Below are 22,610 nucleotides of genomic sequence, written 5' to 3'. Positions count from 1 at the left end.
TCGCATCAACCTTTCGGATCTCAAAAGGAGGACCCGATGCAACGACGGGCAAGGATTTTAATGGTGGCCGCGGTGGCCGCGCTGGGGCTCGCGCTCACCGCCTGCGGGAGCGGAAACGGCGGCGGTTCGTCCGCTGCGGAGCCGGCGGCGGAGCCTGTGGCCAGCGCCACAGAGTCGCCGACGGGTCCACCGGCGCGGGACCCGGACGCTGACCTTGTGCTGTGGGCGGACGACGCCAAAGCCCAGGTGCTCCAGCCGTTCCTTGAGGAGTTCGCCGAGGAGAACGGCATCACGGCGGTCGTGCAGACTGTCAACGACAACGGGCGCGACAGTTTCGTCACGGCGACCCTCGCCGAGAACGGCCCCGACCTCGTGGTCGGTGCCCACGACTGGATCGGCAAGTTCGTGGAGAACGGGGTCATCGCACCTGTTCCGATGAGCGCAGAGGTGCAGGAACAGTTCCTGCCGAACAGCATCGAGGCTGCGACGAGCGACGGGAGCGTCTACGGGGTCCCGTACGCCGTGGAGAACATCGGCCTGATCCGCAACACCGAGCTTGCCCCGGACGTGCCCGGGACCGTGGAGGAGATGCTCGCCCTCGGCAACGAGCTCGTCGCGAGCGGCAAGGCTTCGAAGCCGATGGTGATGCCGGTGGGTCAGGAGGGTGACCCGTACCACGCCGAGCCGTTCATCACCTCGGCGGGCGGGTACGTCTTCGGCCGTGACGCCGAGGGGGACTACGACCCCGCCGATCTCGGGCTGGACGGGGCGGAGGGCGCAGCGGTCGCGGAGAAGCTCGCCTGGATGACGGAACAGGGTGCGCTCAGCACGTCGATCACGTTCAACGAGGCGCTCGACCTCTTCGTCCGGGGCGAGACCCCGTTCCTCGTCACCGGGCCCTGGGCCACCGGTGACATCGCAGACGCGGGCATCAACTATGCGGTCAGCGAGATCCCGCCGTTCGAAGGCGGGCAGCCGACCCGCCCGTTCGTTGGCGTGCAACTGTTCTACGTCTCCAGCAAGGCGGAGAACGCCACCTTCGCCCAGGAGTTCGCACTGAGGTACGTCAGTCGCCCCGACGTTCAGCGCGCCCTCTTCGAGCAGGGCCAGCGCCCGCCGGCCCTGGCTTCCCTCAACGCCGAGCTCTCGGCGGCCGACCCGGAGCTCCAGGCGTGGAGCGCCGCCGGTGCCAACGGCGACCCGATGCCGTCCATCCCCGCGATGGACGCCGTGTGGGGCCCGCTGGGCATCGCGATCGCCAACATCGCCGCTGGGGAGGGCGACCCGAACCAGATCATGACGGACGCCGCCTCGGCGATCACCGAGGCGATCGGCCAGTGACCAAACCGTGGCGGGGGCGGCGCGCTGGCGCCGCCCCCGCATCCACGAAGCGCCCGCCGCTCGAGGAGGAACCCGTGACGGTCGATCTGCAGAACCCACCGAGGACCCGCCCCGCAACCGGGACCGGCCAGCCGCCTGTGCATCGTCGCCTGCCGGCGGGCCGCGTCGTGGCCCTCACGACGCTCGCTGTCGTGACCGTGGTGGCCATTGTCGCTACCCACCGGCTGGTGCAGGCTGGCAGCTGGCTCGGAGTCACCCTGGTGGCCGGCGCCATCTTCGCCGTGCTCGCCGTGTACGGCGGGCGCAAGCGGGTCCCGATGAAGTACCTGCTGCCGGGGCTGCTCCTGCTCCTGGCCCTGCAGATCTGGCCGGTGGCGTACACGGTGGCCACCGCATTCACCAACTACGGCGACGGGCACCGCGTGACCAAGGAGGAGGCGATCGACCTCATCATCGCCAGCTCGGTCCGCGAGATCCCCGGTCAACCCCGCTACCAGCTCGCCGTCGCGGTGCCCGACGGTGCCGATCCGTTGCTCGGCGAGCTGCTCTTCCTGCTGCGCGCCCCCAGCGGGGAGCTCCAGGTCGGGGACGGGGCCGGCCTGGAGCCCTTGCCGGCGGAGGAGGTCACGGTCGACGACGGTGGACGGGTCGTGGCCGCCGAGGGGTATACGGTGCTGTCGGCCCAGCAGGTGAACGCCCGCTCCGAGGAGCTCAGCACATACCTCGTCCCGGTCGCGGACGGGGTGAGCATCAAGCAAGCCGGACTGACCGAGGCCTACCAGAGCCGCACCACGATCACCTACGACCCAACGACGGACCGGTTGACCGACACCGAGACCGGCACGGAGTACATCGCCGAGGATGCCCGGTTCGTCGCCGCCGACGGCTCGGGCCGATCCTTCCCCCAGGGGTGGAAGGAGAACGTGGGCCTGGCCAACTTCGAGCGGGTGCTCACTGACCCAGCCCTGCTGAGCGGCTTCGTCGGCATCTTCACCTGGAACCTGGCCTTCGCCGCGCTCTCGGTGATCTCCACCTTCGCTCTGGGGCTGCTGCTCGCGCTGCTGTTCAACGACCCCGGCATGCGCGGCCAGCGCCTCTACCGGTCGCTGCTGATCCTGCCCTACGCGCTCCCCGGCTTCGTCACCGCACTGGTGTGGGCCAGCATGTACAACCAGGAGTTCGGTCTGATCAACAACCTGACCGGCCTCGGGACGAACTGGTTGGGCGATTCCGCCTGGGCCAAGGTCGCGGTACTCGTGACCAATCTCTGGCTCGGCTTCCCGTACATGTTCCTGGTCTGCACCGGAGCACTGCAGTCGATCCCGGCCGAGTTGCGCGAGGCCGCGATGATCGACGGTGCGTCGCCGTGGCGCATGCTCCGCTCGGTGACGCTGCCGCTGCTGCTCGTCGCCGTCGGGCCGCTGCTGATCGCCTCTTTCGCGTTCAACTTCAACAACTTCGGGCTCATCTATCTCCTGACCGGAGGAGGACCGTTCCAGGCGAGTGACCCCACGCAGGGCGGGACGGACCTGTTAATCACCTATGCGTTCCGGCTGGCTTTCGGCTCCACGGAGGCCAACTTCGGATTTGCCTCCGCCATCTCGATCTTCATCTTCGCCATCGTCTCGCTGCTGTCGGTGAGTGCGTTCCGGCGCACAGCCGCCCTGGAAGAGGTGCACTGATGTCCACTGGTCTGACCGCCGGCCCCCGCCCACCCGTGGTGCTCGAGCCAGGGGTAGCTCGTCCTCGCGCGCGAGGGCCTCGACCGAGAATCGCCAGCAAGGGCTGGCGCCATGTGCTGGCCGCCCTGGCCCTGGTGTGGGCGCTCGGCCCCATCGTGTTCATCGTCTTCGCTGCGCTGAACCCGGCCGGGACGTTGAGCAGCAGCAGCCTCGTGCCGAACGGGGCGTCCCTGGCGAATTTCGAGGAACTGTTCACCGACCCCATCCGCCCGTTCTGGCGGTGGTATCTCAACACCATCCTCATCGCCGGCGTCGCCACCGCCGGCTCGGTGTTCATCGGGGCATGCACGGCCTACGCGTTCACGCGGTTCCGGTTCGCGGGACGCCGGCCGGCGCTGATCTTCCTGCTGCTGATCCAGATGTTCCCGGCACTCCTGGCCTTCATCGCCATCTACGTCACGTTCATCGAGATCGGCGACATCTTCCCCCAGATCGGCCTGAACACCGCGGCCGGGCTGATCATTGTCTACCTCGGCGGCTCCATGGGCGCGAACATCTGGCTCCTCAAGGGTTACTTCGACACCGTTCCGCGCGAGCTCGACGAAGCCGCCAAGATCGACGGCGCCTCCCACGCCCAGATCTTCTTCGGGATGATCCTGCGTCTGGTCGCCCCGATCCTCGCGACCGTGGCGACGTTCTCCTTCGTCGGGTTCATCAACGAGTTCATGATGGCCGGCATCTTCCTGACCGACACCAACCACAAGACCCTCGCCGTGGGGCTTCAGGCCACCTTCGCCAACAACAACAACGAGTACTTCGGCCAGTTCGCCGCCGGGTCGATCCTCGCCTCGCTGCCGGTCGTGGTCCTGTACCTGGCCCTGCAGCGCCACATCGTCGGTGGTCTGACCACGGGATCAGTGAAAGGCTGATATGTCAACGTTCTCCATCCACCAGCCGCACCACGACGGCTCGGAGCTCTACGTCTCCAACCCGAGCCCCAGCCTCGGTGAGACGGTCTCGGTGTTCGTGCGCGTACCGCACGCCTGCGCCGTTGACTCGGTCCACGTCCGGGTCACCCCGGACGGCGAGCAGCAGTTCGTCCCCGCCACGGTGGACCGCGCCGACGAGACCGAGACCTGGTGGCGCGCGGACATCGTCTGCCGCAACCCTGTGACCAACTACCGGTTCATCCTCGAGGGCGGCGCCACGGGCTACGCCTGGCTGAACGGGGCCGGGGTGCACGGCCGCGACGTCCCCGACGCCGCCGACTTCCGCCTCACCGCGTTCCCGGCGCCGCCGCGCTGGTCCACCGACGCCATCGTCTACCAGATCTTTCCGGATCGATTCGCCCGGTCAGTTGACCGGACACCGCCCGCCTGGGCCAGCCCGGCTGCCTGGACCGACCCGGTCGACACCTCTCTCGAACGCATCGGTTCTCAGTGGTACGGCGGTGACCTGGACGGCGTCCGGGCCCACCTGGACGACATCGTCGAGCTCGGCGCGAACGTGCTGTACCTGACGCCGTTCTTCCCCGGCGGCTCCAACCACCGCTACGACGCCAGCACCTTCGACCGGGTCGACCCCTTCCTCGGCGGGGACCCCGCCCTCGCCGCCCTTGTCGAGGCCGCCCACCAGCGAGGCCTCCGGGTCCTGGGCGACCTGACGACCAACCACACAGGGGACGGCCACGAGTGGTTCAGCCGGGCGCTGGCCGACCCCGACAGCCCAGAACGCGACTTCTACTACTTCGACGACGCCGGTGACTACGCCTCGTGGCTCGGAGTGCGGTCCCTGCCCAAGCTCAACTTCACCAGCCCAGAACTCCGCAAGCAGTTCTTCGACCCGGTCGACGGCGTGGTCGCCCGATGGGTGGGTCGCCACGGGCTCGACGGGTGGCGCATCGACGTCGCGAACATGACCGGCCGCCACGGCATGGACGATCTCAACGCCGATGTCGCGCGCCAGACCCGTACCGCTATGGTGACCGCCAACCCTCAGGCGCTGCTGGTCGCCGAGCACGCCCACGACTACACCCGCGACGCGCTCGGCGATGGCTGGCACGGGGTGATGAACTACGCCGGCTTCACCAAACCGGTATGGACGTGGTTGCGCAGCCCCGAGCACACCGCCAACTTCCTCGGATCACCTCTGCCCGTCCCACGCCTCGGCGCGGAGGCCATGGCCGCGACCATGCGGGACTTCACCGCGCACGCCCCGTGGCGCACCATCGCCCACAGCTTCAACCTCCTCGGATCGCACGACACCACCCGCATCCGCACCCTGCTCGGGGAGTCCACCGGCCTTGGAGAGGTAGCAGCCGGACTGCTCTTCACGATGCCCGGCATCCCGATGCTGACCTACGGCGACGAGATCGGCATGACCGGCGAGTTCGCGGAGGACGGCCGCAAACCGTACCCCTGGGACCGGCACGACGTCGACGAGGAACTGCGCTCCACCTACCAACGCCTGGCCGCGGTCCGCGCCGCCTCGACCGCCCTGCGGCACGGTGGCCTGCGCTGGGTCCACGCCCAGGGCGACGTGGCCATCTTCCTGCGCGAGTCGGCAACCGAGCGGGTGCTCGTGCACTGCGCCCGGGCACCCCACCCGCCGGTGCGGATCGACCTGTCACCACTCGGAGCCGCCACCGCCGAACCGCTCTACGGAACAGCGCCACGGATATCAAACGGCACAGCCGAGTTCCGCGCCCACGGCCCGGCGGTCAACATCACGTCCTTGCCCACCCGCTAAGCCTCGATCCACCGATCGACTGTGTCCGGTGGGCGGCGTGGGAGAGTGAGAATGCCCTCCTGACCTGGGAAAATGCGACTTGTCTAAGGTCCGCATAACCCGCTCAAGAAGGGCATCTCGTAGATGCAACTGTCTCACACCCCTTCAGTGGTCTCAGCGACGTTTGACGAGCCCAACCTCGTGTCGGCCGCCGGGCTGGTCCCATTGATGGCTCTGGCTCAGGAGGCCGGGCTGCGTCGGCTGGGAGATGAGCACCTGAGCGTGGCGAGGGACAAGGGGGCCAACGCGGGCCTGAAGCTTGCCTCGTTGGTGGCGGGTATGGCCGCCGGGGCGGACAGCATCGATGACATGGCCTTGCTGCGCCACGGGGCGATGGGCAAGATCTTCGACCGTGCCTACGCTCCCTCGACGTTGGGCTCCTTCCTGCGCGCCTTCACCTTCGGACACGTGCGTCAGGCTGACGCAGTGGCTTCACGGTTCGCACTTGCCCTGGCCGAGCGCTCCGAGTTCCTGGGCCGCGAGGGGGACAGCGGCACGGTGATGGTCGACATCGACGACACCATCATCGAGGTCCACGGCCACCACAAGCAGGGAGCATCCTTCGGCTATACCCGAGTGCGTGGCCTGAATGCGCTGCTGGCCACCGTGAGCACCGAGCAGATCGCCCCGGTGATCGCCGCCCAGCGGCTGCGCAAGGGCTCGGCCGGCTCCCCGCGCGGAGCGGTCCGCCTGGCCACTGACACCCTGGCTCTGATCCGGCGCACCTGCCTGGCCGGGCGGCCAGTGCTGGTGCGCGCGGACTCAGCGTTCTACTCCCACGCCCTGGTCACCGCCGCGCTCAAGACCGGGGCGCACGTATCGGTCACCGTGCGGATGGACCCGGCCGTCAAGCGCGCCATCGCCGCCATCAGCGACGATGCTTGGACCACGATCAAGTACACCGACGCGATCTACGACGAAGACAGCGGCAGGTGGATCTCGCGGGCCGAGGTCGCCGAGATCCCCTTCACCGCCTTCACCTCCAAGAAGACCAGCGAGCAGATCCCCGGCCGCCTGGTGGTGCGCCGAATCCCCGACCTGAACCCGAAGAAGAACCACGGGCAGGCCACACTGTTCGATACGTGGCGCTTCCACGCGTTCTTCACCACCGCCCCCGCCGCCGAGCGCGACACCGTGGCTGCCGACAAGGTCCACCGGGCACACGCCATCATCGAGAACGTCCACGCCGACCTCAAGGCCTCCGCGCTGGCGCACATGCCCTCGGGAGTTTTCAACGCCAACGCTGCCTGGCTCGTCTGCGCGGTCATGGCCTTCAACCTCACCCGCGCCGCCGCGACACTGACCAACGCCCCGGGGCTGGCTCGGGCGACCACGGCAACGATCCGCCGCAAGCTCATCAACGTCCCGGCACGTATTGCTTCCTCCGCCCGGCGCCTGCACCTGCACCTTCCACAGGGCTGGCCATGGCAAACAGCGTGGTCCGCGCTCTACGACGCCCTCGCCCCGCGCCGAGCGACCGCGCCGATCTGACCCACAGACCCAGTCCCTACAAGCAGGAACCCCAGTGGAAGAGCCGGGCAGACCGGCAACTCCTGCACGCCCTCACTCCAGCCCCGACATCCTGCCGCCGACAGCGACCTCCTCAGCAGCTCATCGGTGGATCGAGGCTAAGTCCCCGCACCGGCACCGGAGATATGGTCCGTCCACACCTTCTCTGCCTCCTCGAGAGTCATCCCCTCAATCTGCGAAGCCGGGAGGCGCACGACGTAGAGCAGCGCCTCGGTCAGCCAAGTCGGAACCGGCTCAGGCTTCACCGTTTCCGGTTCTGGCGTGGCGGTCAAGCCGCGCGCCTGCTTGGCGAACAGCTCCAGGACCTCCGTGAGCGCCGTCGTCTTCGGTGAGGCGCCGGCGTCAGCGACGCGTCGCCTGATCTCCTCGTAGACCTCGTTGTCCTTGCGGTACCCCACTGCCCAGACCTCCGCGACATCGACTCGGAAGTCTCGCGCGTCGTCCTGCACGATTCGCCACACGACGCGCCAGTCCCGATCGCCGACGACGATCTTGCGGTAGCCGATCAGACCGCCGAGCAAGGGCGCGCCTGCGTTGGGGTCGCGCTCTATCTGGATCATCTTCTTCAGGGCCCAGCGGACGATCTGCGGGTCCGCCTTGAACAGAGTGCGTAAGTCCTCGACCGCATGCTCGGTCAGGCGCACTAGACACCCTGGCGCCTTCGGGTGCTTCTTCTCAACCATGCGTAACCGCTGGCCCGGGGCTGGTCCGTGGCCGCGTATTCACTCGCGGCCGGCGGCCAGCTCAGCGTCAAGCTCGGCCTCAAGCTCGGCCTCAAGCTCCGCCCGGTCGAACCCGAACGCCGTGATGGCGTCGTCCAGATCGGTGCGGCTGCCAGTGTCGGAGAGCTCGCGCGCCAGGACGAGAGACGCAGCGATCAGGTCAGCCCGGACGCGGTTGAGCTCATCGAACTGTTCCACGGAGATGACGGCAGCGACTGCGCGCCCGTGGCGCTCGACGATGATGTCCTCACCACGCTCCGCGTCCTTGACCAACCCCGCGACACCGCGACTGGAGGCTTCGGTCACGGACAGAGTCCGCCCGTGGTGCAGGTCAGCGAAAAGCGTCATGGAAAGAACTGTACAGAAAACTGTGTAGATAGCAACAGTGGGATTCGACCAGGCCCAGCCCCCGTGCTTCCTACCGGCCCGAACAGGCGGCACATGATCAGGCCACTCGCCGATCGTCGACGCTGGCCAGTAGGCGTGAGAATGGCTGCCCCGTGAGATCCAGGCCGCTCTTATCCGGTGGTCGTCGGTGACGGATCGGGAGTGTCTCCCGTCGCCGGCGTCTCGTCGGTCGTGGAATCCGTCGGAGGTGCGGACGCCGACGACGGTTCCGCCGAAACGGAGGGAGTCGGCGATGCGGGAGCGGCGGGGGATGGGATCCGACCCCCGACTATGCCAACAACGGCAACTATCGCGACCACGCCCGCGACGGTGAACAAGTATGACCAGTGCAGCCGGCCATTCTTGAGAAGGTCGGAGAGGCCCGAATACTGATTGCTGTTATCTGTGTTCGACATCAGAAAAACTCGATCGTTGGGTTGCCGTTGTTGGTGCTGTCGCCGACCTTGCTCAGGCCACGGATCACCTGTTGGCGTTCTTCAGGAGTCAGGTCTCCTTCGCGAAGGGCCGTGGCGACCGCACGTCCCCGTGAATCTTCAGAGGAGGTCGCCTTTGCAGCCTGCGCCTGGTTGGCCGCCTGAACCCCGAACACTGTGCCGATCAGGGTCCCGACCATCGTCGTCACAGGCGCGATGGCTGCGGCGACCTCGGTAGCCGTGGAGAGAAACAGGAGAGCCAGAGAGAGTGAGGCCAGGACAATCACGAATCCCAGGGCGACCAGATCACGCCCTAATGCGACGCGAATGTGCGGGGCCTCGCCTCCCCCTTGAGGGGGCAGAGGTGCAGGCTGGGGAGTGGCAACTCCACCGTTTCCGCGGGTTGTGTCACCGTCGGGGGGCAGTTCCGGATCGGGTTTGTCGATCGACATGGCAGAAGTGAATTGGAAAGCAGCGCCGTGGTCAATGGCTGCATGGATTCGACCAACGCATACGCCGTGGCAGTTCGGGTTACCAACGAACTATTGAGTGCGATGAGGCTGGACCGCGTCCGCTCAATTTGTTAGCCTAAACGGGCGCGACCCGCGAGTCGGAGCCTCGTGAAGGGAGGAGAGAGATGACACCCAAAGCTGTTGTGCATGCCTTCTCAACCCCCCACACACTTGAGGCCCCCGCCGCCTGACATTTCCCGCCGGGTGCCTCCTCCTCAGGAGAAACACCCTTGCCCAACCTTCTGTCGTCGTTCAGTTGGAGCGACGCCCGCACCACCGCCTACCGCGACACCCTCGCCGACAACCAACGCTGGTCCAGCTGGGACTCCATCGAGCGGCTCTGCCGCGGACCTGAGCCCTGGCCGGACTGGCTGGTGACGGCCGCGGCCGCCGTCGACATCGACCTCGGCCTCCTCAAGTCCGGCAAGGAGGCGGACGTCTCCCTGCTCGAACGCGCCGTGCCCGACGACCCGGCGCGCTCCGTCGTCATGGCCGCCAAGCGCTACCGGTCCACCGACCGTCGGCTCTTCCACCGCGACACCGGCTACACGGAGGGCCGCCGCATCCGCAACAGCCGCGACACCCGGGCCGTCGCGCGGAAGTCGTCCTACGGCCGCACCGTCGAGGCGGGCCTCTGGGCGCGCGCCGAGTGGAACGCGCTCGTCACCCTCCACACGGCCGGCGTCCCCGTGCCGTACCCCGTGCAGATCGACGGCACGGAGATCCTCATGGAGTTCATCTCCGACGGTGACGCCGCGGCCCCGCGCCTCCACCAGGTTCGGCCGTCGAAACCGCAGGTCGAGCAGCTCTTCGAGCAACTCCGAGACGCCATGCAGACCATGGCCCGCCTCGGCCTCGTCCACGGCGACCTCAGCCCCTACAACACGCTGGTCACCGGGATCGACGACGAGCCGCGCCTGGTGATCATCGACGTGCCGCAGCTGGTGGACCTGGCGTCCAACCCGTACGCCTTCGACTTCCTCCACCGGGACTGCACCAACATGGCCGCGTGGTTCAGCCGCGCGGGGCTGGCGGTCGACGGCGACGACCTCCTCGGGGAGGTTCTGGCGCACGCCTGGTGAGCGGCGGCGAACCGGTCGCTCTCATGGTTGGTCTACCCACCTCGAGAGCGACCGGTTCTGTCACACCTACTGCAACACCAATGTTGCAGTAGGTGTTACAGCTGACCCAGTGCCCAGGTGGCCCGTGGATCGCGCTTGGAGTTCCCGCGCCACGTGACGATGCCCTCCTGCTCCAGCGCGGCCAGCGCCCGGGTGGCTGTCATCCGGGTGACGCCGGCGAGGTCGGCCAGCTCGCCGGTGCCCATGGGGCGGTGGTGGAGCCGCAGCACGGTCAGGATCGCCTGAGCACTGGACGTGAGACGCGCGGTGACCTCCGCGGGGAGGGCGTCGACGGCGAGCAGGGTGAGCTTCACGGAGGAGGACATCCTCGAGGACGCCGTCGTGCATGCGGACCATGATGACGCCGCCGTCGGCGTTGGCCATGGCTACGAGCGGAACCGCCAGGTCGCGTGGCGAGACCCGGGCTGACTTGTGTTCGAATTCGAACCACTGGTCCTCTGGCACCCTGGCGAGGGCGCTCTCGAGCAGGTCCGGGGTCTGGGCCAGCGCGGCGTCGACGACGGCTGATGTACCGGCTTACTGTAACAATGTGGCAGCACGATGCAGTGCTCGACATCAGCGCCGTGAGCGAGACGCAAGTCGCCGCCCCCCGACATAGAGGGCTTTCGAATATTGCGAAGCAGACTAAGCTGGGGTCATGACCGAGTCAACGACGCGCGGCACGACCGTTCTGCCTCCACAAGACCTCGAGCCCATGCTCGACCTCTCACGGTTTCTGGAGAAAGTCACCGAACCCGCAGCCCTTCTGGGCCCCGACGGCCAGACGGTCCCACTGCCGCTCGAGGCCTATCGGGTCCTGGTCGACGTCGTCCACGCCATGCGCGAAGGCAAGGCGATCACCGTCGCCCCGATCGATCAACTCCTCACCACCCAGCAGGCGGCCGACTTCCTCGGCATCAGCCGTCCCACGCTGGTCAAGCTCCTGGAATCCGGCGAGATTCCGCACGAGTCACCGGGGGCAGGGAGGCACCGTCGAGTCCGGCTGCGAGACGTGCTTGATTATCAGGACCGCAAGCGGTCTAGACGCCGACTGGTCCTCGATGAGCTCACCCATGATGCCGTCGCAGCGGGCCTGTACGAGGCCGAGCAGGCTGATTACGCCGACGCATTGAGGCGGGCGCGCCAGGTGCGAGGCGAAGGCTGATCCCTGACGCGCGACGATCGCTCCCCGGGGGACTCGTCAGGCGAGGGCGCGCCTCACCGTCTCCTGGAGTTCCTTCCAGCTGACGATGAACTTCTCCACGCCCTCGTCCTCGAGGACTTGGAACGCGTCGTCGAGGTCGACGCCCGCGTCCGTGATCTCCTTCAGCACCGCGCGACCCTGGTCCGCGGTGCCCTCCATGGGGCTGCCCACCTCGCCGTGGTCGGCGAACGCGTTGAGCGTCTTCTCGGGCATGGTGTTGACGATGTTGCTCGCCACCAGCTCGGAGACGTAGAGCGTGTCGGGGTAGGAGGGGTCCTTGGTGCCGGTCGACGCCCAGAGGGGGCGCTGCGGGTTGGCGCCCTTGGCCTTGAGCGCGGCGAAGCGCTCCGAGCCGAACACCTCGTCGAAGGCGCCCAGCGCCACCTGCGCGTTGGCGATGGCGGCCTTGCCCTTGAGGTCCTCGCGGCCCAGCTTGGCGAGGCGGGCGTCGATCTCGACGTCCACGCGCGAGATGAAGAACGAGGCGACGGAGTGGATGGTGCCGAGGTCGCGGCCGGCGGCGTCGGCGGTCTCCAGGCCGGTGAGGTAGGCGTCCATCACCTCGCGGTAGCGGGCCTCGTTGAAGATGAGGGTGACGTTGACGGAGATGCCGCGGCCGATGACCTCTGCGATCGCCGGGATGCCGGCCTTGGTGGCGGGGATCTTCACAAGAAGGTTCTCCCGGCCCACCACGTCGTAGAGCTTCTGGGCCTCCGCGACGGTGGCGTCGGTGTCGTGCGCGAGCTCCGGCGACACCTCGATCGACACGCGGCCGTCGAAGCCGCCGGTGCGGTCGTAGATGGGCTTGAGGAGGTCCGCGGCGTCGCGGACGTCGGTGGTGGTGGCGAGCTCGATCGCCTGGTCGACGTCGGTGAGGCCCTGGAGCTGCTCGGCGTAGGAGTCGCCGTCGCTGAGGGCGGAGGCGAAGATCGTCGGGTTGGTGGTCACGCCCACCACGGACTTGGTCTCGATCAGTTCGGCGAGGTTGCCCGAGGTGAGACGCTCGCGGGAGAGGTCGTCGAGCCAGATGGAGACGCCGGCGTCGCTGAGGGCCTTGAGGCGGTCGGTCATGGAAGTCCTCCTATGGAGTGGGGTCTCTTCGAGCCTATGCGGACGGGGGTCACAGACGGTGGCGTTGCTTCTTGTTGCCTGCTTGGGGCGTTCTGACTCCCAGGGGGCAGAACCGTGACCATGGAGTGCAGGAGTGATAGCGAGAGATGTGCAGGAATGATGGCTGATCGAGTGCAAGAGTGATACTTCAACGTGTGCAGGACTGATACCGTTGCCTCATGGAGTACCGAGAACGCTTGGCTGACAGCCTGGTTCGTCGAGCGCTAGGCACCTTCGGTGCCGTGATCCTCCAGGGTCCCCGCGCCGTGGGCAAGACGACCACCGGCCTCCAGTTGTCGGCAAGCTCGGTGCGTCTGGACTCCTCGCCGAACGCAGCGAGGCTGGCGGAAGTCTCGCCGGGTACGGTGCTGACTGGCCCAACTCCTCGCCTGGTCGATGAGTGGCAGCTGGCACCGACGCTGTGGAACGCAGTCCGCCACGAGGTGGACCAACGTGGACTCGCCGGACAGTTCATCCTCACCGGCTCGGCAACGCCCGCCGACGATCTCACCCGGCACAGCGGTGCTGGGCGCTTCCAGCGGGTAACCCTGCGACCGATGTCGCTCGACGAGAGCGGCGACAGCATCCGGGCGGTGAGCTTCCACGACCTGTTCACCCATGCCGACGCCGACCACGCGACTGGGATCGCCGGTCTGGGGGGTCCAAGCGTCGAAGAGTACGCCGCGCTGATCGTGCGGGGCGGCTGGCCCGCGCTGGTGATCGAGCCGAGCCGATCCCCCACCGAGTATCTCGCCGGCTATCTGGACGACGTGGCGCGCGCGGATCTGCGGTTTGCCGGGCTGAGCGCCGACCCCATTCGGGTGGGCGCCCTGCTGAGGGCTCTGGCCCGGAACACCGCCACCGAGGTGTCGGCCACCAAGCTGAGCGTGGAGGCGGAGATCCCCGCCCCCGGGACCGCCAACGCCGAGGTGTCAGCGCAGACTGTGCGCAGGTACATCGACGCGCTGACCCGGGTGTTCGTCGTCGAGGAGCAGCCGGCTTGGGCGCCGCACCTGCGCTCGAAGGTCCGGTTGCGAGTGCAACCCAAGTGGCACTTCGTCGACCCATCGCTGGCAACCGCGGCTCTGCGCGCCGGGCCGGGCGCCCTTCTCGGTGACCTTGAGGCGTTCGGGCTGCTCTTCGAGTCGCTCGCTGTCCGTGATCTCCGGATCTACGCCCAGATGCTGGGCGGCGCGGTCTACCACTACCGCGACAGCTCGGGGCTCGAGGTGGATGCCGTCGTCGAACTCGGAGATGGCAGATGGAGCGCATTCGAGGTCAAGCTTGGGGGGGCAAGCAGTATCGACGACGCCGCGGCCAGCCTGAAGCAGCTGAGCGCCAAGGTGTCAGTGCAGCGCGCGCGGGACCTGGCCACCCTGAACGTGCTGACGGCGGGACCCGAGAGCTTCACCCGGCCTGATGGCGTCAACGTCATCGCGCTGGGCCACCTCCACGCGGGCCGCCCCCTGTGACCGTCGCTCAGGTGGTGGGTAGACCAACCCTCAGAGCGACCGGATCACGGGGTGCCGCAGACCATCGCCGTCAACGCTCAGATCCGGGGGCCACGCAGCAGGGTGAGCACCGGGACGAGCACGGTGCGAGCGGCCTGGGTGAGGGAGACGCGGTCGTAGAGGCGCAGGGTCTCGCGGAGGAGCTGCTCGTCGTCGGCGGACGGATTGTCGTCACGGATCCGGCGCATCACCTCCAGCAGCTCGCGGGGCGGCACCTCGTCGAGCGTCCGCGGCCCCAGTTCGCGGAGCCGGAACTCCTGCTGCTCGGGCGCGCGATAGGTGCGGGAGTAGACCCCGGCGGTGCCCAATGGGTTGTCCGCCACCAGCTCGCCCCGTCGGACGGCGCGGGTGACCGCGGAGTCGAGCACCTGGGCGATCGCCTTCCCGACCCGCGACCCTCCGGCCGCCCGCACGTACGCGGTGCGGAGCCGGTTGCCCCGCACCGGGCCCTCCACGGCAACAATCCGCAACAGCCCGTCGAGGATGTCCGCGGCGGTGCCCTCGCCCACCGGCCTCGTGGACCCGTCGAACGCCGTGTACGGGTCCAGCCCGGCCGGCCGACGGAAGATCGAGTCAACGGAGCCGCCCAGCTGAGCCAACGGATCCCACTCGACACCCAATGCCGAACGTCTCGCCGGGGCAGGCGCAGGGGCAGCGGATGTGGCGCCACGCCGTGCGCGATCGAGGGCCAGGTGCAGGTTGGCCGCGAGGTCGGGGTACAGGGTGGTGTCCACCGACTCCTCGGCGTCACGGTGAGGCGCCTCCTCGGTCTCGGCGGGAGGGTCCACGTCCGCCTCGACATCGACCTCCCCGAGGATCTCCTCATCCATCTCCGCGTCAGCGTCGTCCACCACCCCGTCGTCGGGGTCCGCTGCCTCGACGGGGTGGTCAACGAACTCCTCGACGCCTTCCTCCCGAAGGACCTCCAGCTCGAACTCCTGCGCCGAGTCCGCGCCCTCGATTTCCACGCCGTCGTCAACCCAGCCGGACGGGCGGATGTCCATCGCGTCGAGCTGCTTCCACAGCGGGGCCAGCGCGCCGGCCGGGTCGACGTAGAAGCTGGACTCCCGCACGCGGAAGAACCGCCACCCGCACCGCTCCAGCTCCCGCTGCCGGGCCAGGTCGCGCTCGTACGCCTCGGGCCCGTGCCAGGTGTCGCCGTCGCACTCCACCGCCAGCCGCGCCCGGGCCCCGACCACCACCAGATCCAGCCGGTATCCCAGCGCCTCCATCTGCGGCACCACCGTGTAGCCGCGGTCCACGATCCGGTTGTGGATCCGCTGCTCGAAGAGCGAATCGAACGGCTCCACCCGCTCGTCCTCCGGCACCACCGACGAGGCGGCCTCGGATCCCGCTGCGGAGCGGCCCGCCACGCCGTAGGCGTAGTCGAGCAGCTGGAAGCGCAGGTCCTCGCTGTTGGGCAGCTCGTTCAGCGAGATGGAATGGAAGAGCCGCACCTGGTCCTTCGCCCGGCTCACCGCGACATTGAACCGCTGCACATACATCTCGCGGGTCAGCGCGCCCAGCCGACGCCCCTGCTCGGTGGCCGACACCATGGACAGGAACACCACGTCGCGCTCCGAGCCCTGGAAGTCCGGCGCCGTGCCCACCCGGAGGCTGCGTCGGGCCCACTCTTCGGCGGGGATCTCGGCCAGCAGCAGCGACTCGATGTACTTGGCCTGCCGATCACCCACCAACGAGATGACGGCCAGTGACGCGTTCTCGAAGGCCGGGTCGTCGAGGCAGGCCTTGAGGTCGTCGACGAGGGCGCGCGCCTCGGCGCGGTTGATCTTGCCGGTGGTGCCCTCCTCGGCTCCGTCGGGCACGTGGGCCACGACGAAGGGCGCCAGCCGGTCGGAGCCGAACTGCCGCACCGGGATCAGCCGGATGCCGTTGGGCTCGTAGGCGATGCGGTTGGAGAAGCCGATGATCTCGGGCACGCAGCGTCGGTGCTCCACGAGGGTCAGCTGGCCGCCGTAACGCATCGCGGCCTCGTCGAACAGGGAGCGCTGCGGGTCCTGCCAGGTGTCCTTGTACCGGTCGTCGTGGAGGTACTGCGCGGCGAGGTCGCGGAGCTGCTGCTGGTCCACGCCGACGGCGGCGGGGGAGACCTGCCTGTCGTCGCCGATGACGACGATCTTCGGGGCCAGATACTGCAGGAACGTCGCCTCCAGGCCGGCCTGCGAGGCCTCGTCGACCACCACGACGTCGAACATGTTCTCCTGCATGTGGAACTGCTCGGCCACCCGGTAGAGCGGCATGATCCACACCGGGACGGCCGGGCGGCAGCGCTCCATGGCGCGCCGGATCTCGGCCCGCTGCTGGGCGGCGTACTTGCCGGTGCCCTTGCCGAGGCGGCTGACCTGCTGCGAGTAGCTGCGCAGGTCCGCGCGGCGGCCGGGCGTGAGGCGCTCGCTGCCGACGGCGTGGCCCCAGGCCCGCTGGGCGGCGATGTTCTCCGCCACCGTGCGCAGCTGGTGGTCCGCCACCGAGATCTGCGCCTGGATGCTGTTGGCGTCCACCTGGTCCTGCGCCAGCACCCACGCGCCGACGGCGCCCCACCCGAAGGCCGCCTCGACATGGGCGAGCCTGGAGTCCCAAGCGTCGTCGTCGGGGCTTGTCAGGACGGCTTCCGCGAGGGCGGGGGCGGTGGTGCGGACCGGGTGGGTGAGGGTGTCGCGGCGGGTTGTCGCCTCGGATACCTGCTCGAGCCGCACCAGCCGGGCCAGGGCGCGGGCGTAGCCCTCGTGGTCCCGGGCCTCGACGGCGTGGCTGAGCCTGTGGACCGGCTCGGCCGCGTCGGACCAGCCGGCGACGGTGGAGATCTCGTCGCCCAGTTCGTTCAGGGGCCCGCGCGCGGCCGCCACGGCGTCGGCGGCGTCGATGGCGTCGATCGTCCGGGTGAGGCGCTCGACGGAGGCGCCGTCGCCCCAGGCGGGCGGCACGATCCCGCGCCGCCGCAGGAAGTCGTCCTCGGCGTGGATGCGGTCGCCGAGCTCCACCACACGCACCAGGTAGCTCAGCTGGCTGCGGTGCCACTCCACGCGCTCGCGCGGGGTGTCCTCCTCGGGGATGTCCACCGCCGACGGCCACGCGCGATCCAGCTCGTCGAGCAGGCCGGAGGCGTCGCGGTGGGCCATGAGCACCCTGAGGTCCGCCACCGTCGTCGGGGGCAGGCCGTCCACCCGGGCCTGCTCCAGCAGTTCCCGGCACTCCTTGACCACCCCTGGGGTGAAGGCGCCGATCTTGACCGTCCCGTCGGCGCGGGTCTTCAGCGCGCCGCCGTTCCCGAGGTGGCGCTCCAGGGCGGTGGCCATGGCGTGCATGCGGTCCATGTCGCCGGGGAGCTCGACGCGGACCCCGGCCGGCAGCTGCTCGAGGACCGCGTCGACCCGCCCCACGCCGTTGGCCAGCTCGGAGGCGCGGGCCCGCCAGATGTCGCCGGTGCCGCCGCGCACGGCGGCGAGGGCGTCGTCGACCCACTGGAGCGGGAGCCGCGTGAGGTCCGCCGCCGTGTTGACGAACTCGGTGAGGCGCTCCCTGAGGGCGGCGCGCTGCTCGACGGGGAGGGCGCTCAGTGCGGCCATGCTCTCGTGCGTGGGGCCGTCGGCGAGGGGTGCCGCCGCGGTTGTGGCCTCTGATTCCGAGCGCACGTGGGCGGCGAAGGCCTCCGCGCTGAGGACAGAGCCGCTCGGGATCCGGCGACGGCTGCTCTCGACGGCGTCCTCGCCGAGCGAGGTGTCGCGGAGGAGCCGCAGCCACTCGAGGGCCACTGCGTCGGACAGCGGGGAGGCGGAGTCGGGGGTGAAGCCGACGAAGTCGGCGATCCACCCGTGCTGCCCGGCCTCAGCCTGGTAGCGCTGTGCGATCGCCGCCAGCGTGCCGGAGTAGGCGCCGTGGCGGAGCTCGGCCACCTCGTGTGACCGGGCGTCGACGAGGTCGCGGCTGAGCGCACGCCGTCGCTTGTCCAGCTGGGCCGCCTGCTCGGCCAGCTCCTGGATTCGGTGGGCGGACGCCTCCTCGTCGTGATCGCCGGCCCGGCGGGAGATGTGGTCGACGGCGGTGCGGAGGTCGGCCAGGTCGTCGCGGCTGGCCCCGATGACGGACACGGCCAGCGGCTTGATCTGCGCGGGCAGCTTGGTGCGGACCTCGCGGAGGGCGCGATCGGTGTGAGCCGTGACGAGCACGCGCTGGCCCTGGGCCAGCAGGTGCGTCAGGAGGGCGGCGGCCGTGTGCGTCTTGCCGGTGCCGGGAGGGCCCTGCACCAGGGTCTGGGCGTGGCGGTCGACGCGCTCGAGGATGCGGCGCTGCACGTCGTTGAGGGGCAGGGGCGCGACGATCTCGTCGTCGAAGGTGAGGATGGCGCCGGGCGTGGACACCTCGGTGACCGGGGGGAGGCGGTCGGGGTCGATCAGCGGAAGGAGACCGGCCGGCACCTCGCCGGCGGCTTCGATCTGGGCGGCGATCTCCTGGAACGCCTGCACCAAACCGGTGCGGTTGCGTGGGCGCAGCACCAGCGCGGGGGCCCAAGCCACCGTCGGATAGGGGTGCGCGGCGGGCAGTGTCGCGGTGTCGTCCCAGCGGCCCTCGGCGTGCAGCTGCAAGGCGACGGTGCGGCCGAGCGCCTCGATGTCGTGCGCGTCGAGCGGGTTGCCGGTGAAATCGTGGCCGCGGGTCTCGAGCTGCCCGACCAGCGACTGATCCGGGATCAGGCTGGGATCGAGCATGTCCAGCTCGACGTGCACGCCCACCGACCCCTCGTCGAGGAAGAAGTCCAGGCGGCCGTTCGACTCCTCCAGCTTGGGGATCACCGGCACGGTGAACAGGTGACGCCGCATCCGCTCATGCCCCTCGGGCGCCCAGGCGAGGAGCCCGACGCCGAGGAGGAGCTCGAGCTCCTCGCTCTTCTGGGTGGTCTGGACGTAGAGCTTGAACAGCTCGGCGTAGGCGTCGCGGACGGGCCGCTCGCGGAGGGTTACCTCGGCCCAGCCGTCCCAGGCGGCCGCCCACTCCTCGAAGGCCGTCGCCACCTCGGGGTGGTCCTCGGCGCGCTGCGGAGACCCGTTGGGCGCCGGGCACCATTCCGCGAGCTGGGGGCGCTGCGTGGCGTCGAGGGCGTCGCCGGTGATCCACCCGGAGAGCGCCGTCGGGATGCGAGGCGGGTCGGTGGGGATGAGACGGTCGATGCTGATCAGTGGACCCTCGTCCCACGCCTGTCCGGTGTCGGTGCCCCAGCGGACGGCCTCCGCGACGGGGAGGTCGCCGAGCCAGTGCACGGCGCCGTCGCGACGGTAGGCGTCGATGTCGCTGACGGGGGCCTGCCGGAGTTGTTGGGCCTTCGCGAGGAACGTGAAGAGGCGGACGGCCTTGTCGACGTAGTGGGGTGAATCAGACACAGGAAACGACTTCGCTCTCGTCGGGACCTGGCGAGCTTAGCCGCTCGGTGCGCTCACAAGGCATCGGACGGGGGCCCGGTGTGCAGGAGTGATAGCCAGTCGTGTGCAGCAGTGATTATCCGGCGTGAGTGAAGCCGACGCCGTCCTTGACTTCCGACGATTAGGCGCCACAATTGTGGTCATGACAGTCGAATCCTTGCGTGAGGTCCGCGACCACTTCAGCGAGGTCGTGGACCGCGTCGAGCACCACCATGAACGGGTCACTGTGACTCGGAACGGCCGTCCTGTCGCGGTGCTGATCAGCCCGGCGGACCTGGCCGAACTGGAGGAGACCCTCGACGTTCTGTCGGATCCTGACGCGCTGGCCGACATCCGGGAGGCGGACGCCGCCTATGCCAGGGGCGATGTCGTGCGGGGGGCTGACGCGATCCGGAGCCTTCGCCTGTGAGCCGTGAGGCGAACTACGAACTGGTCCTGACCCCGCCCGCTGTCCGTGCCATCCAATCAGAATTGCCCGAGGCGGTCGCTGCCGCAGTCATCGAGTTCATGACCGGACCGCTGGTCGAGAACCCGCGGCGTGTGGGCAAGATGCTCCGGCGCGAGTTGGAGGGCATCTGGTCCGCCCGGCGAGGCACCTACCGGGTCCTGTACCGCATCAATGATCACGTCAACGAAGTTGTGGTGCTGCGCATCGACCATCGTCGAGACGTGTATCGCTGAGTCCGGGTGATGTTCCGCAGACATCAAACCCAGGATCTGCGCCGTGTCCCGCTCACAGCGCTACCGCCTCGGCGAGAATCCCGTCTCGAAACTCAGGACGCAGCACCGTGTCGGGCACCAGATCCACCGTGCAGCCGAGCACTTGGCTCACGTCGCGCTCGAGGGCACCGAGCTGCATCAGACTAACGGGACGATCCATGGTGAACAGCAGATCGATGTCTGACCCCTCGTGATCATCGCCGGTGGCGACGGATCCGAAGACGCGGACGTCGCGGCCACCAGCAGCGACCACCAGGCGCTTGACTTCGCCTGCGTTCTTGCGCAGCCTGCGACTCAACGGAGACGTGCCGTGGAAGCGGAGCAGGCGGGACACTTCAGGCTGGCTCCGCCCGATCTCGGCCGCGATCTGCGTTTGGGTCATTCCGGCTGCCGACGCCTGCCGCACCGCGCGGACCAACTCGTCGCGGCCCTGTGCGATGAGCTGGTCCGCGCGGCGCGCTGCCTCCGCCAGAGTGCTGGGCATGACCAAAGTATTGCAAGTGTCATAAGTCCCAGTCCGGTTGCCCGAGGCGTGCTCGCCTCGGTCAGTGCAGACAAGGTGTGAATAGCCAGACAACAGGGTCACGCAGTCCGGGGGCATCCGGTGCACGAATGTCCGGTTGTGCCGGCGGTCGAGGTCGCCACGGTGTGCGACGCGGCGGTCCGACGGCGTGTCGTGCCAGATCATCAGGCGGTGGTGGGTCGGCCAGCTCCCAGTGTCATGCGCGGGTGTGGAGCCCGAGCACGGTCAGGATCGCCCGAGCGACTCCGACGGAGCTCTCGCAGACTCGATCTACTGCAACATCTATTCAGTATGTGGCAGTGCTCCGACGGCACTGCCGCTACGGCCGCGGAGAATGGACGCCAGTGCGGGGCCCCATGCTCAGGGAGTTCGACAGTGGGTGCCACTGCGGGCACGATTCCGCGCTTCCGACCTTGGGGCCCGGAGCGACGGGTGTCTCACCGCGCGGAAACGTGCCCGTAGTGCGGGTCACCCTGCCCTTGCCTGAGCGTGGAGGGCTGCACTGGCGGCCCGCTGCCGCGGTTGGGGAGGGGGCTTAGTGTCCCCGGTCGCCACGCCTGCGCCAAGGCCTGCGCCACGGCTGGCTCAGCTCGTCGCCCGCGCCCAGGACCGGATCGCGTCGGCGATCGGCGTGGTGGGCCTGCCGATGAGGCGCGACAGGTCCCCGCTGGTGACCAGGAGGGTGTCGTCGGCGGTGTTGCTGTCCAGCGTGGTGATGAACCCGATGGTGGCGTCGTCGAGACCGGCCTCGCGCAGCACGCTCACGTGCTCGTCGGTGGACACCTCCCGGAGGGTGACCGGCCGGCCGAGGACCTCGGCGAAGGTGTCGGCCAGGTCCTTCATGGTCCAGGCGGTGTCCCCGCCGAGTTCGTAGGTGGCGTTGTCGTGGCCGGTACCGATGAGCGCGACGGCGGCGGCCTCGGCGTAGTCGGCGCGCGAGGCGCTCGACACGCGGCCCTCCTGTGCGCTGGAGACGACCACGCCGGTCTGGCGGGCCTGCTCGAAGGCGGGCTGGTAGTTGTCGTGGTACCAGCCGTTGCGCAGGAAGGTGTAGGTGAGTCCGCTGTCCTTGATGGCATCCTCGGTGGCCGCGTGCTCGGGGGCGACGAGCAGGGAGGTGGCGTCTGCGCCGACCACGCTCGTGTACACGATCCGGGCAGCCCCAGCGGCCTTCGCCGCCGCGACCACGTTCCGGTGCTGGGCGATCCGCTGGCCCACCTCGCTGCCGGAGATCAGCAGCACCGTGTCGCCTGCGTTGATGACGCCGTCGGCGGGGTTGTTGTAGTCGAGGACGGCGGTGCGCACGCCCTGAGCGCGAAGCGCCTCCAGTCGGTCCAGCGACCGCCCGGTGGCGACGATGTCGCCGGCCTTGACCCCGCGCTCGAGCAGGTTCTGGACAACCAGGGTGCCGAGCTGGCCGGTGGCGGCCGTGATAACGAATGACATGGGGGGCTCCTCAAGACTCACGCGTGGATGACGTCTCCAGGATAGCTGGTCCTTGAAACTTCAAGTTAATTTCAGCCCTGCGCTGAATTGGAGGGTCCGCCGTCGTCTCCGCCCGATCTGCCTCGTCGCGGTGGCTGAACCCCAG

At 68.8% G+C, this 22,610-nt stretch carries 19 protein-coding genes; 11 read left to right on the top strand and 8 right to left on the bottom strand.

What is annotated here, in order from left to right; genetic code table 11:
• Positions 1-60 precede the first annotated feature (60 nt).
• From ACX1D1_RS01115 to ACX1D1_RS01095, 5 genes are all read left to right on the top strand, one after another.
• The gene (locus tag ACX1D1_RS01115) at positions 61-1,341 is read left to right on the top strand and encodes a sugar ABC transporter substrate-binding protein (protein WP_459055577.1); all 1,281 of its coding nucleotides are present in this window, start codon (positions 61-63) and stop codon (positions 1,339-1,341) included.
• Positions 1,342-1,415: 74 nt separating this feature from the next.
• Positions 1,416-3,023: an ABC transporter permease subunit gene (locus ACX1D1_RS01110; protein WP_459055576.1), complete on the top strand. Its 1,608-nt coding sequence runs from the start codon at positions 1,416-1,418 to the stop codon at positions 3,021-3,023.
• Positions 3,024-3,136: 113 nt separating this feature from the next.
• Positions 3,137-3,952 (top strand): sugar ABC transporter permease, encoded by an 816-nt coding sequence (locus tag ACX1D1_RS01105; RefSeq protein ID WP_459055575.1) that lies wholly within the window; start codon positions 3,137-3,139, stop codon positions 3,950-3,952.
• 1 nt (position 3,953) lies between these two features.
• The gene (locus tag ACX1D1_RS01100; RefSeq protein ID WP_459055574.1) at positions 3,954-5,771 is read left to right on the top strand and encodes a glycoside hydrolase family 13 protein; all 1,818 of its coding nucleotides are present in this window, start codon (positions 3,954-3,956) and stop codon (positions 5,769-5,771) included.
• A gap of 123 nt (positions 5,772-5,894) precedes the next feature.
• Entirely contained in the window at positions 5,895-7,301 is a 1,407-nt protein-coding gene (locus ACX1D1_RS01095; protein WP_114906293.1) for an IS1380 family transposase, read from the top strand.
• A 137-nt stretch (positions 7,302-7,438) separates the two neighbouring features.
• Here ACX1D1_RS01095 and ACX1D1_RS01090 read toward each other — a convergent pair whose 3' ends face one another.
• The 3 genes from ACX1D1_RS01090 to ACX1D1_RS01080 form a co-directional block, all read right to left on the bottom strand.
• The gene (locus tag ACX1D1_RS01090) at positions 7,439-8,023 is read right to left on the bottom strand and encodes a type II toxin-antitoxin system RelE/ParE family toxin (protein WP_459055573.1); all 585 of its coding nucleotides are present in this window, start codon (positions 8,021-8,023) and stop codon (positions 7,439-7,441) included.
• Between the two features lie 39 nt (positions 8,024-8,062).
• Positions 8,063-8,410: a type II toxin-antitoxin system Phd/YefM family antitoxin gene (locus tag ACX1D1_RS01085; RefSeq protein ID WP_459055572.1), complete on the bottom strand. Its 348-nt coding sequence runs from the start codon at positions 8,408-8,410 to the stop codon at positions 8,063-8,065.
• Between the two features lie 454 nt (positions 8,411-8,864).
• Entirely contained in the window at positions 8,865-9,335 is a 471-nt protein-coding gene (locus tag ACX1D1_RS01080) for a hypothetical protein (RefSeq protein WP_459055571.1), read from the bottom strand.
• 290 nt (positions 9,336-9,625) lie between these two features.
• Here ACX1D1_RS01080 and ACX1D1_RS01075 point away from each other — a divergent pair, with 290 nt between their 5' ends.
• Positions 9,626-10,477: a serine protein kinase RIO gene (locus ACX1D1_RS01075; protein ID WP_459055570.1), complete on the top strand. Its 852-nt coding sequence runs from the start codon at positions 9,626-9,628 to the stop codon at positions 10,475-10,477.
• A gap of 95 nt (positions 10,478-10,572) precedes the next feature.
• On the opposite strand, the gene ACX1D1_RS01070 is transcribed toward ACX1D1_RS01075, so the two are convergent.
• On the bottom strand, positions 10,573-10,830 hold the full coding sequence (locus ACX1D1_RS01070; protein ID WP_459055569.1) for a helix-turn-helix domain-containing protein: 258 nt from the start codon (positions 10,828-10,830) through the stop codon (positions 10,573-10,575).
• On the opposite strand from ACX1D1_RS01070, the gene ACX1D1_RS01065 reads away from it, so the two are divergent.
• A complete protein-coding gene (locus tag ACX1D1_RS01065) occupies positions 10,820-10,945 on the top strand; it encodes a hypothetical protein (RefSeq protein WP_385899466.1) in 126 nt (41 codons plus the stop codon). The two genes, ACX1D1_RS01070 and ACX1D1_RS01065, sit on opposite strands and share 11 nt — an antisense overlap.
• A 229-nt stretch (positions 10,946-11,174) precedes the next feature.
• The gene (locus ACX1D1_RS01060) at positions 11,175-11,681 is read left to right on the top strand and encodes a helix-turn-helix domain-containing protein (protein ID WP_459055568.1); all 507 of its coding nucleotides are present in this window, start codon (positions 11,175-11,177) and stop codon (positions 11,679-11,681) included.
• Positions 11,682-11,717: 36 nt separating this feature from the next.
• On the opposite strand, the gene tal is transcribed toward ACX1D1_RS01060, so the two are convergent.
• Complete coding sequence (tal, locus tag ACX1D1_RS01055; RefSeq protein ID WP_459055567.1) at positions 11,718-12,791, bottom strand: transaldolase; 1,074 nt, start codon at positions 12,789-12,791, stop codon at positions 11,718-11,720.
• Positions 12,792-13,009: 218 nt separating this feature from the next.
• Here tal and ACX1D1_RS01050 point away from each other — a divergent pair, with 218 nt between their 5' ends.
• Entirely contained in the window at positions 13,010-14,302 is a 1,293-nt protein-coding gene (locus ACX1D1_RS01050; RefSeq protein WP_459055566.1) for an ATP-binding protein, read from the top strand.
• A gap of 77 nt (positions 14,303-14,379) precedes the next feature.
• Here ACX1D1_RS01050 and ACX1D1_RS01045 read toward each other — a convergent pair whose 3' ends face one another.
• Positions 14,380-19,737 carry a PDDEXK-like endonuclease domain-containing protein gene (locus ACX1D1_RS01045; RefSeq protein WP_459055565.1) on the bottom strand — a complete coding sequence of 1,786 codons (5,358 nt, stop codon included), beginning with the start codon at positions 19,735-19,737 and terminating at the stop codon, positions 14,380-14,382.
• Between the two features lie 181 nt (positions 19,738-19,918).
• Between ACX1D1_RS01045 and ACX1D1_RS01040 the strand changes: the two genes are divergently transcribed.
• Together ACX1D1_RS01040 and ACX1D1_RS01035 are read left to right on the top strand one after the other, a co-directional pair.
• Complete coding sequence (locus tag ACX1D1_RS01040; protein WP_459055564.1) at positions 19,919-20,185, top strand: type II toxin-antitoxin system Phd/YefM family antitoxin; 267 nt, start codon at positions 19,919-19,921, stop codon at positions 20,183-20,185.
• Complete coding sequence (locus ACX1D1_RS01035; RefSeq protein WP_459055563.1) at positions 20,182-20,457, top strand: type II toxin-antitoxin system RelE family toxin; 276 nt, start codon at positions 20,182-20,184, stop codon at positions 20,455-20,457. The genes ACX1D1_RS01040 and ACX1D1_RS01035 overlap by 4 nt, the downstream gene beginning before the upstream one ends.
• Positions 20,458-20,509: 52 nt before the next feature.
• On the opposite strand, the gene ACX1D1_RS01030 is transcribed toward ACX1D1_RS01035, so the two are convergent.
• The gene (locus ACX1D1_RS01030) at positions 20,510-20,980 is read right to left on the bottom strand and encodes a nucleotidyltransferase domain-containing protein (RefSeq protein ID WP_459055562.1); all 471 of its coding nucleotides are present in this window, start codon (positions 20,978-20,980) and stop codon (positions 20,510-20,512) included.
• 624 nt (positions 20,981-21,604) lie between these two features.
• Positions 21,605-22,465: an NAD(P)H-binding protein gene (locus ACX1D1_RS01025; RefSeq protein WP_459055561.1), complete on the bottom strand. Its 861-nt coding sequence runs from the start codon at positions 22,463-22,465 to the stop codon at positions 21,605-21,607.
• Between the last annotated feature and the right edge of the window lie 145 nt (positions 22,466-22,610).

The organism is Tessaracoccus luoxuelianae, from assembly GCF_054483915.1.
The sequence above is the reverse complement of the archived record's forward strand: the minus strand, read 5'-3'. Positions and strand labels throughout refer to the sequence as shown.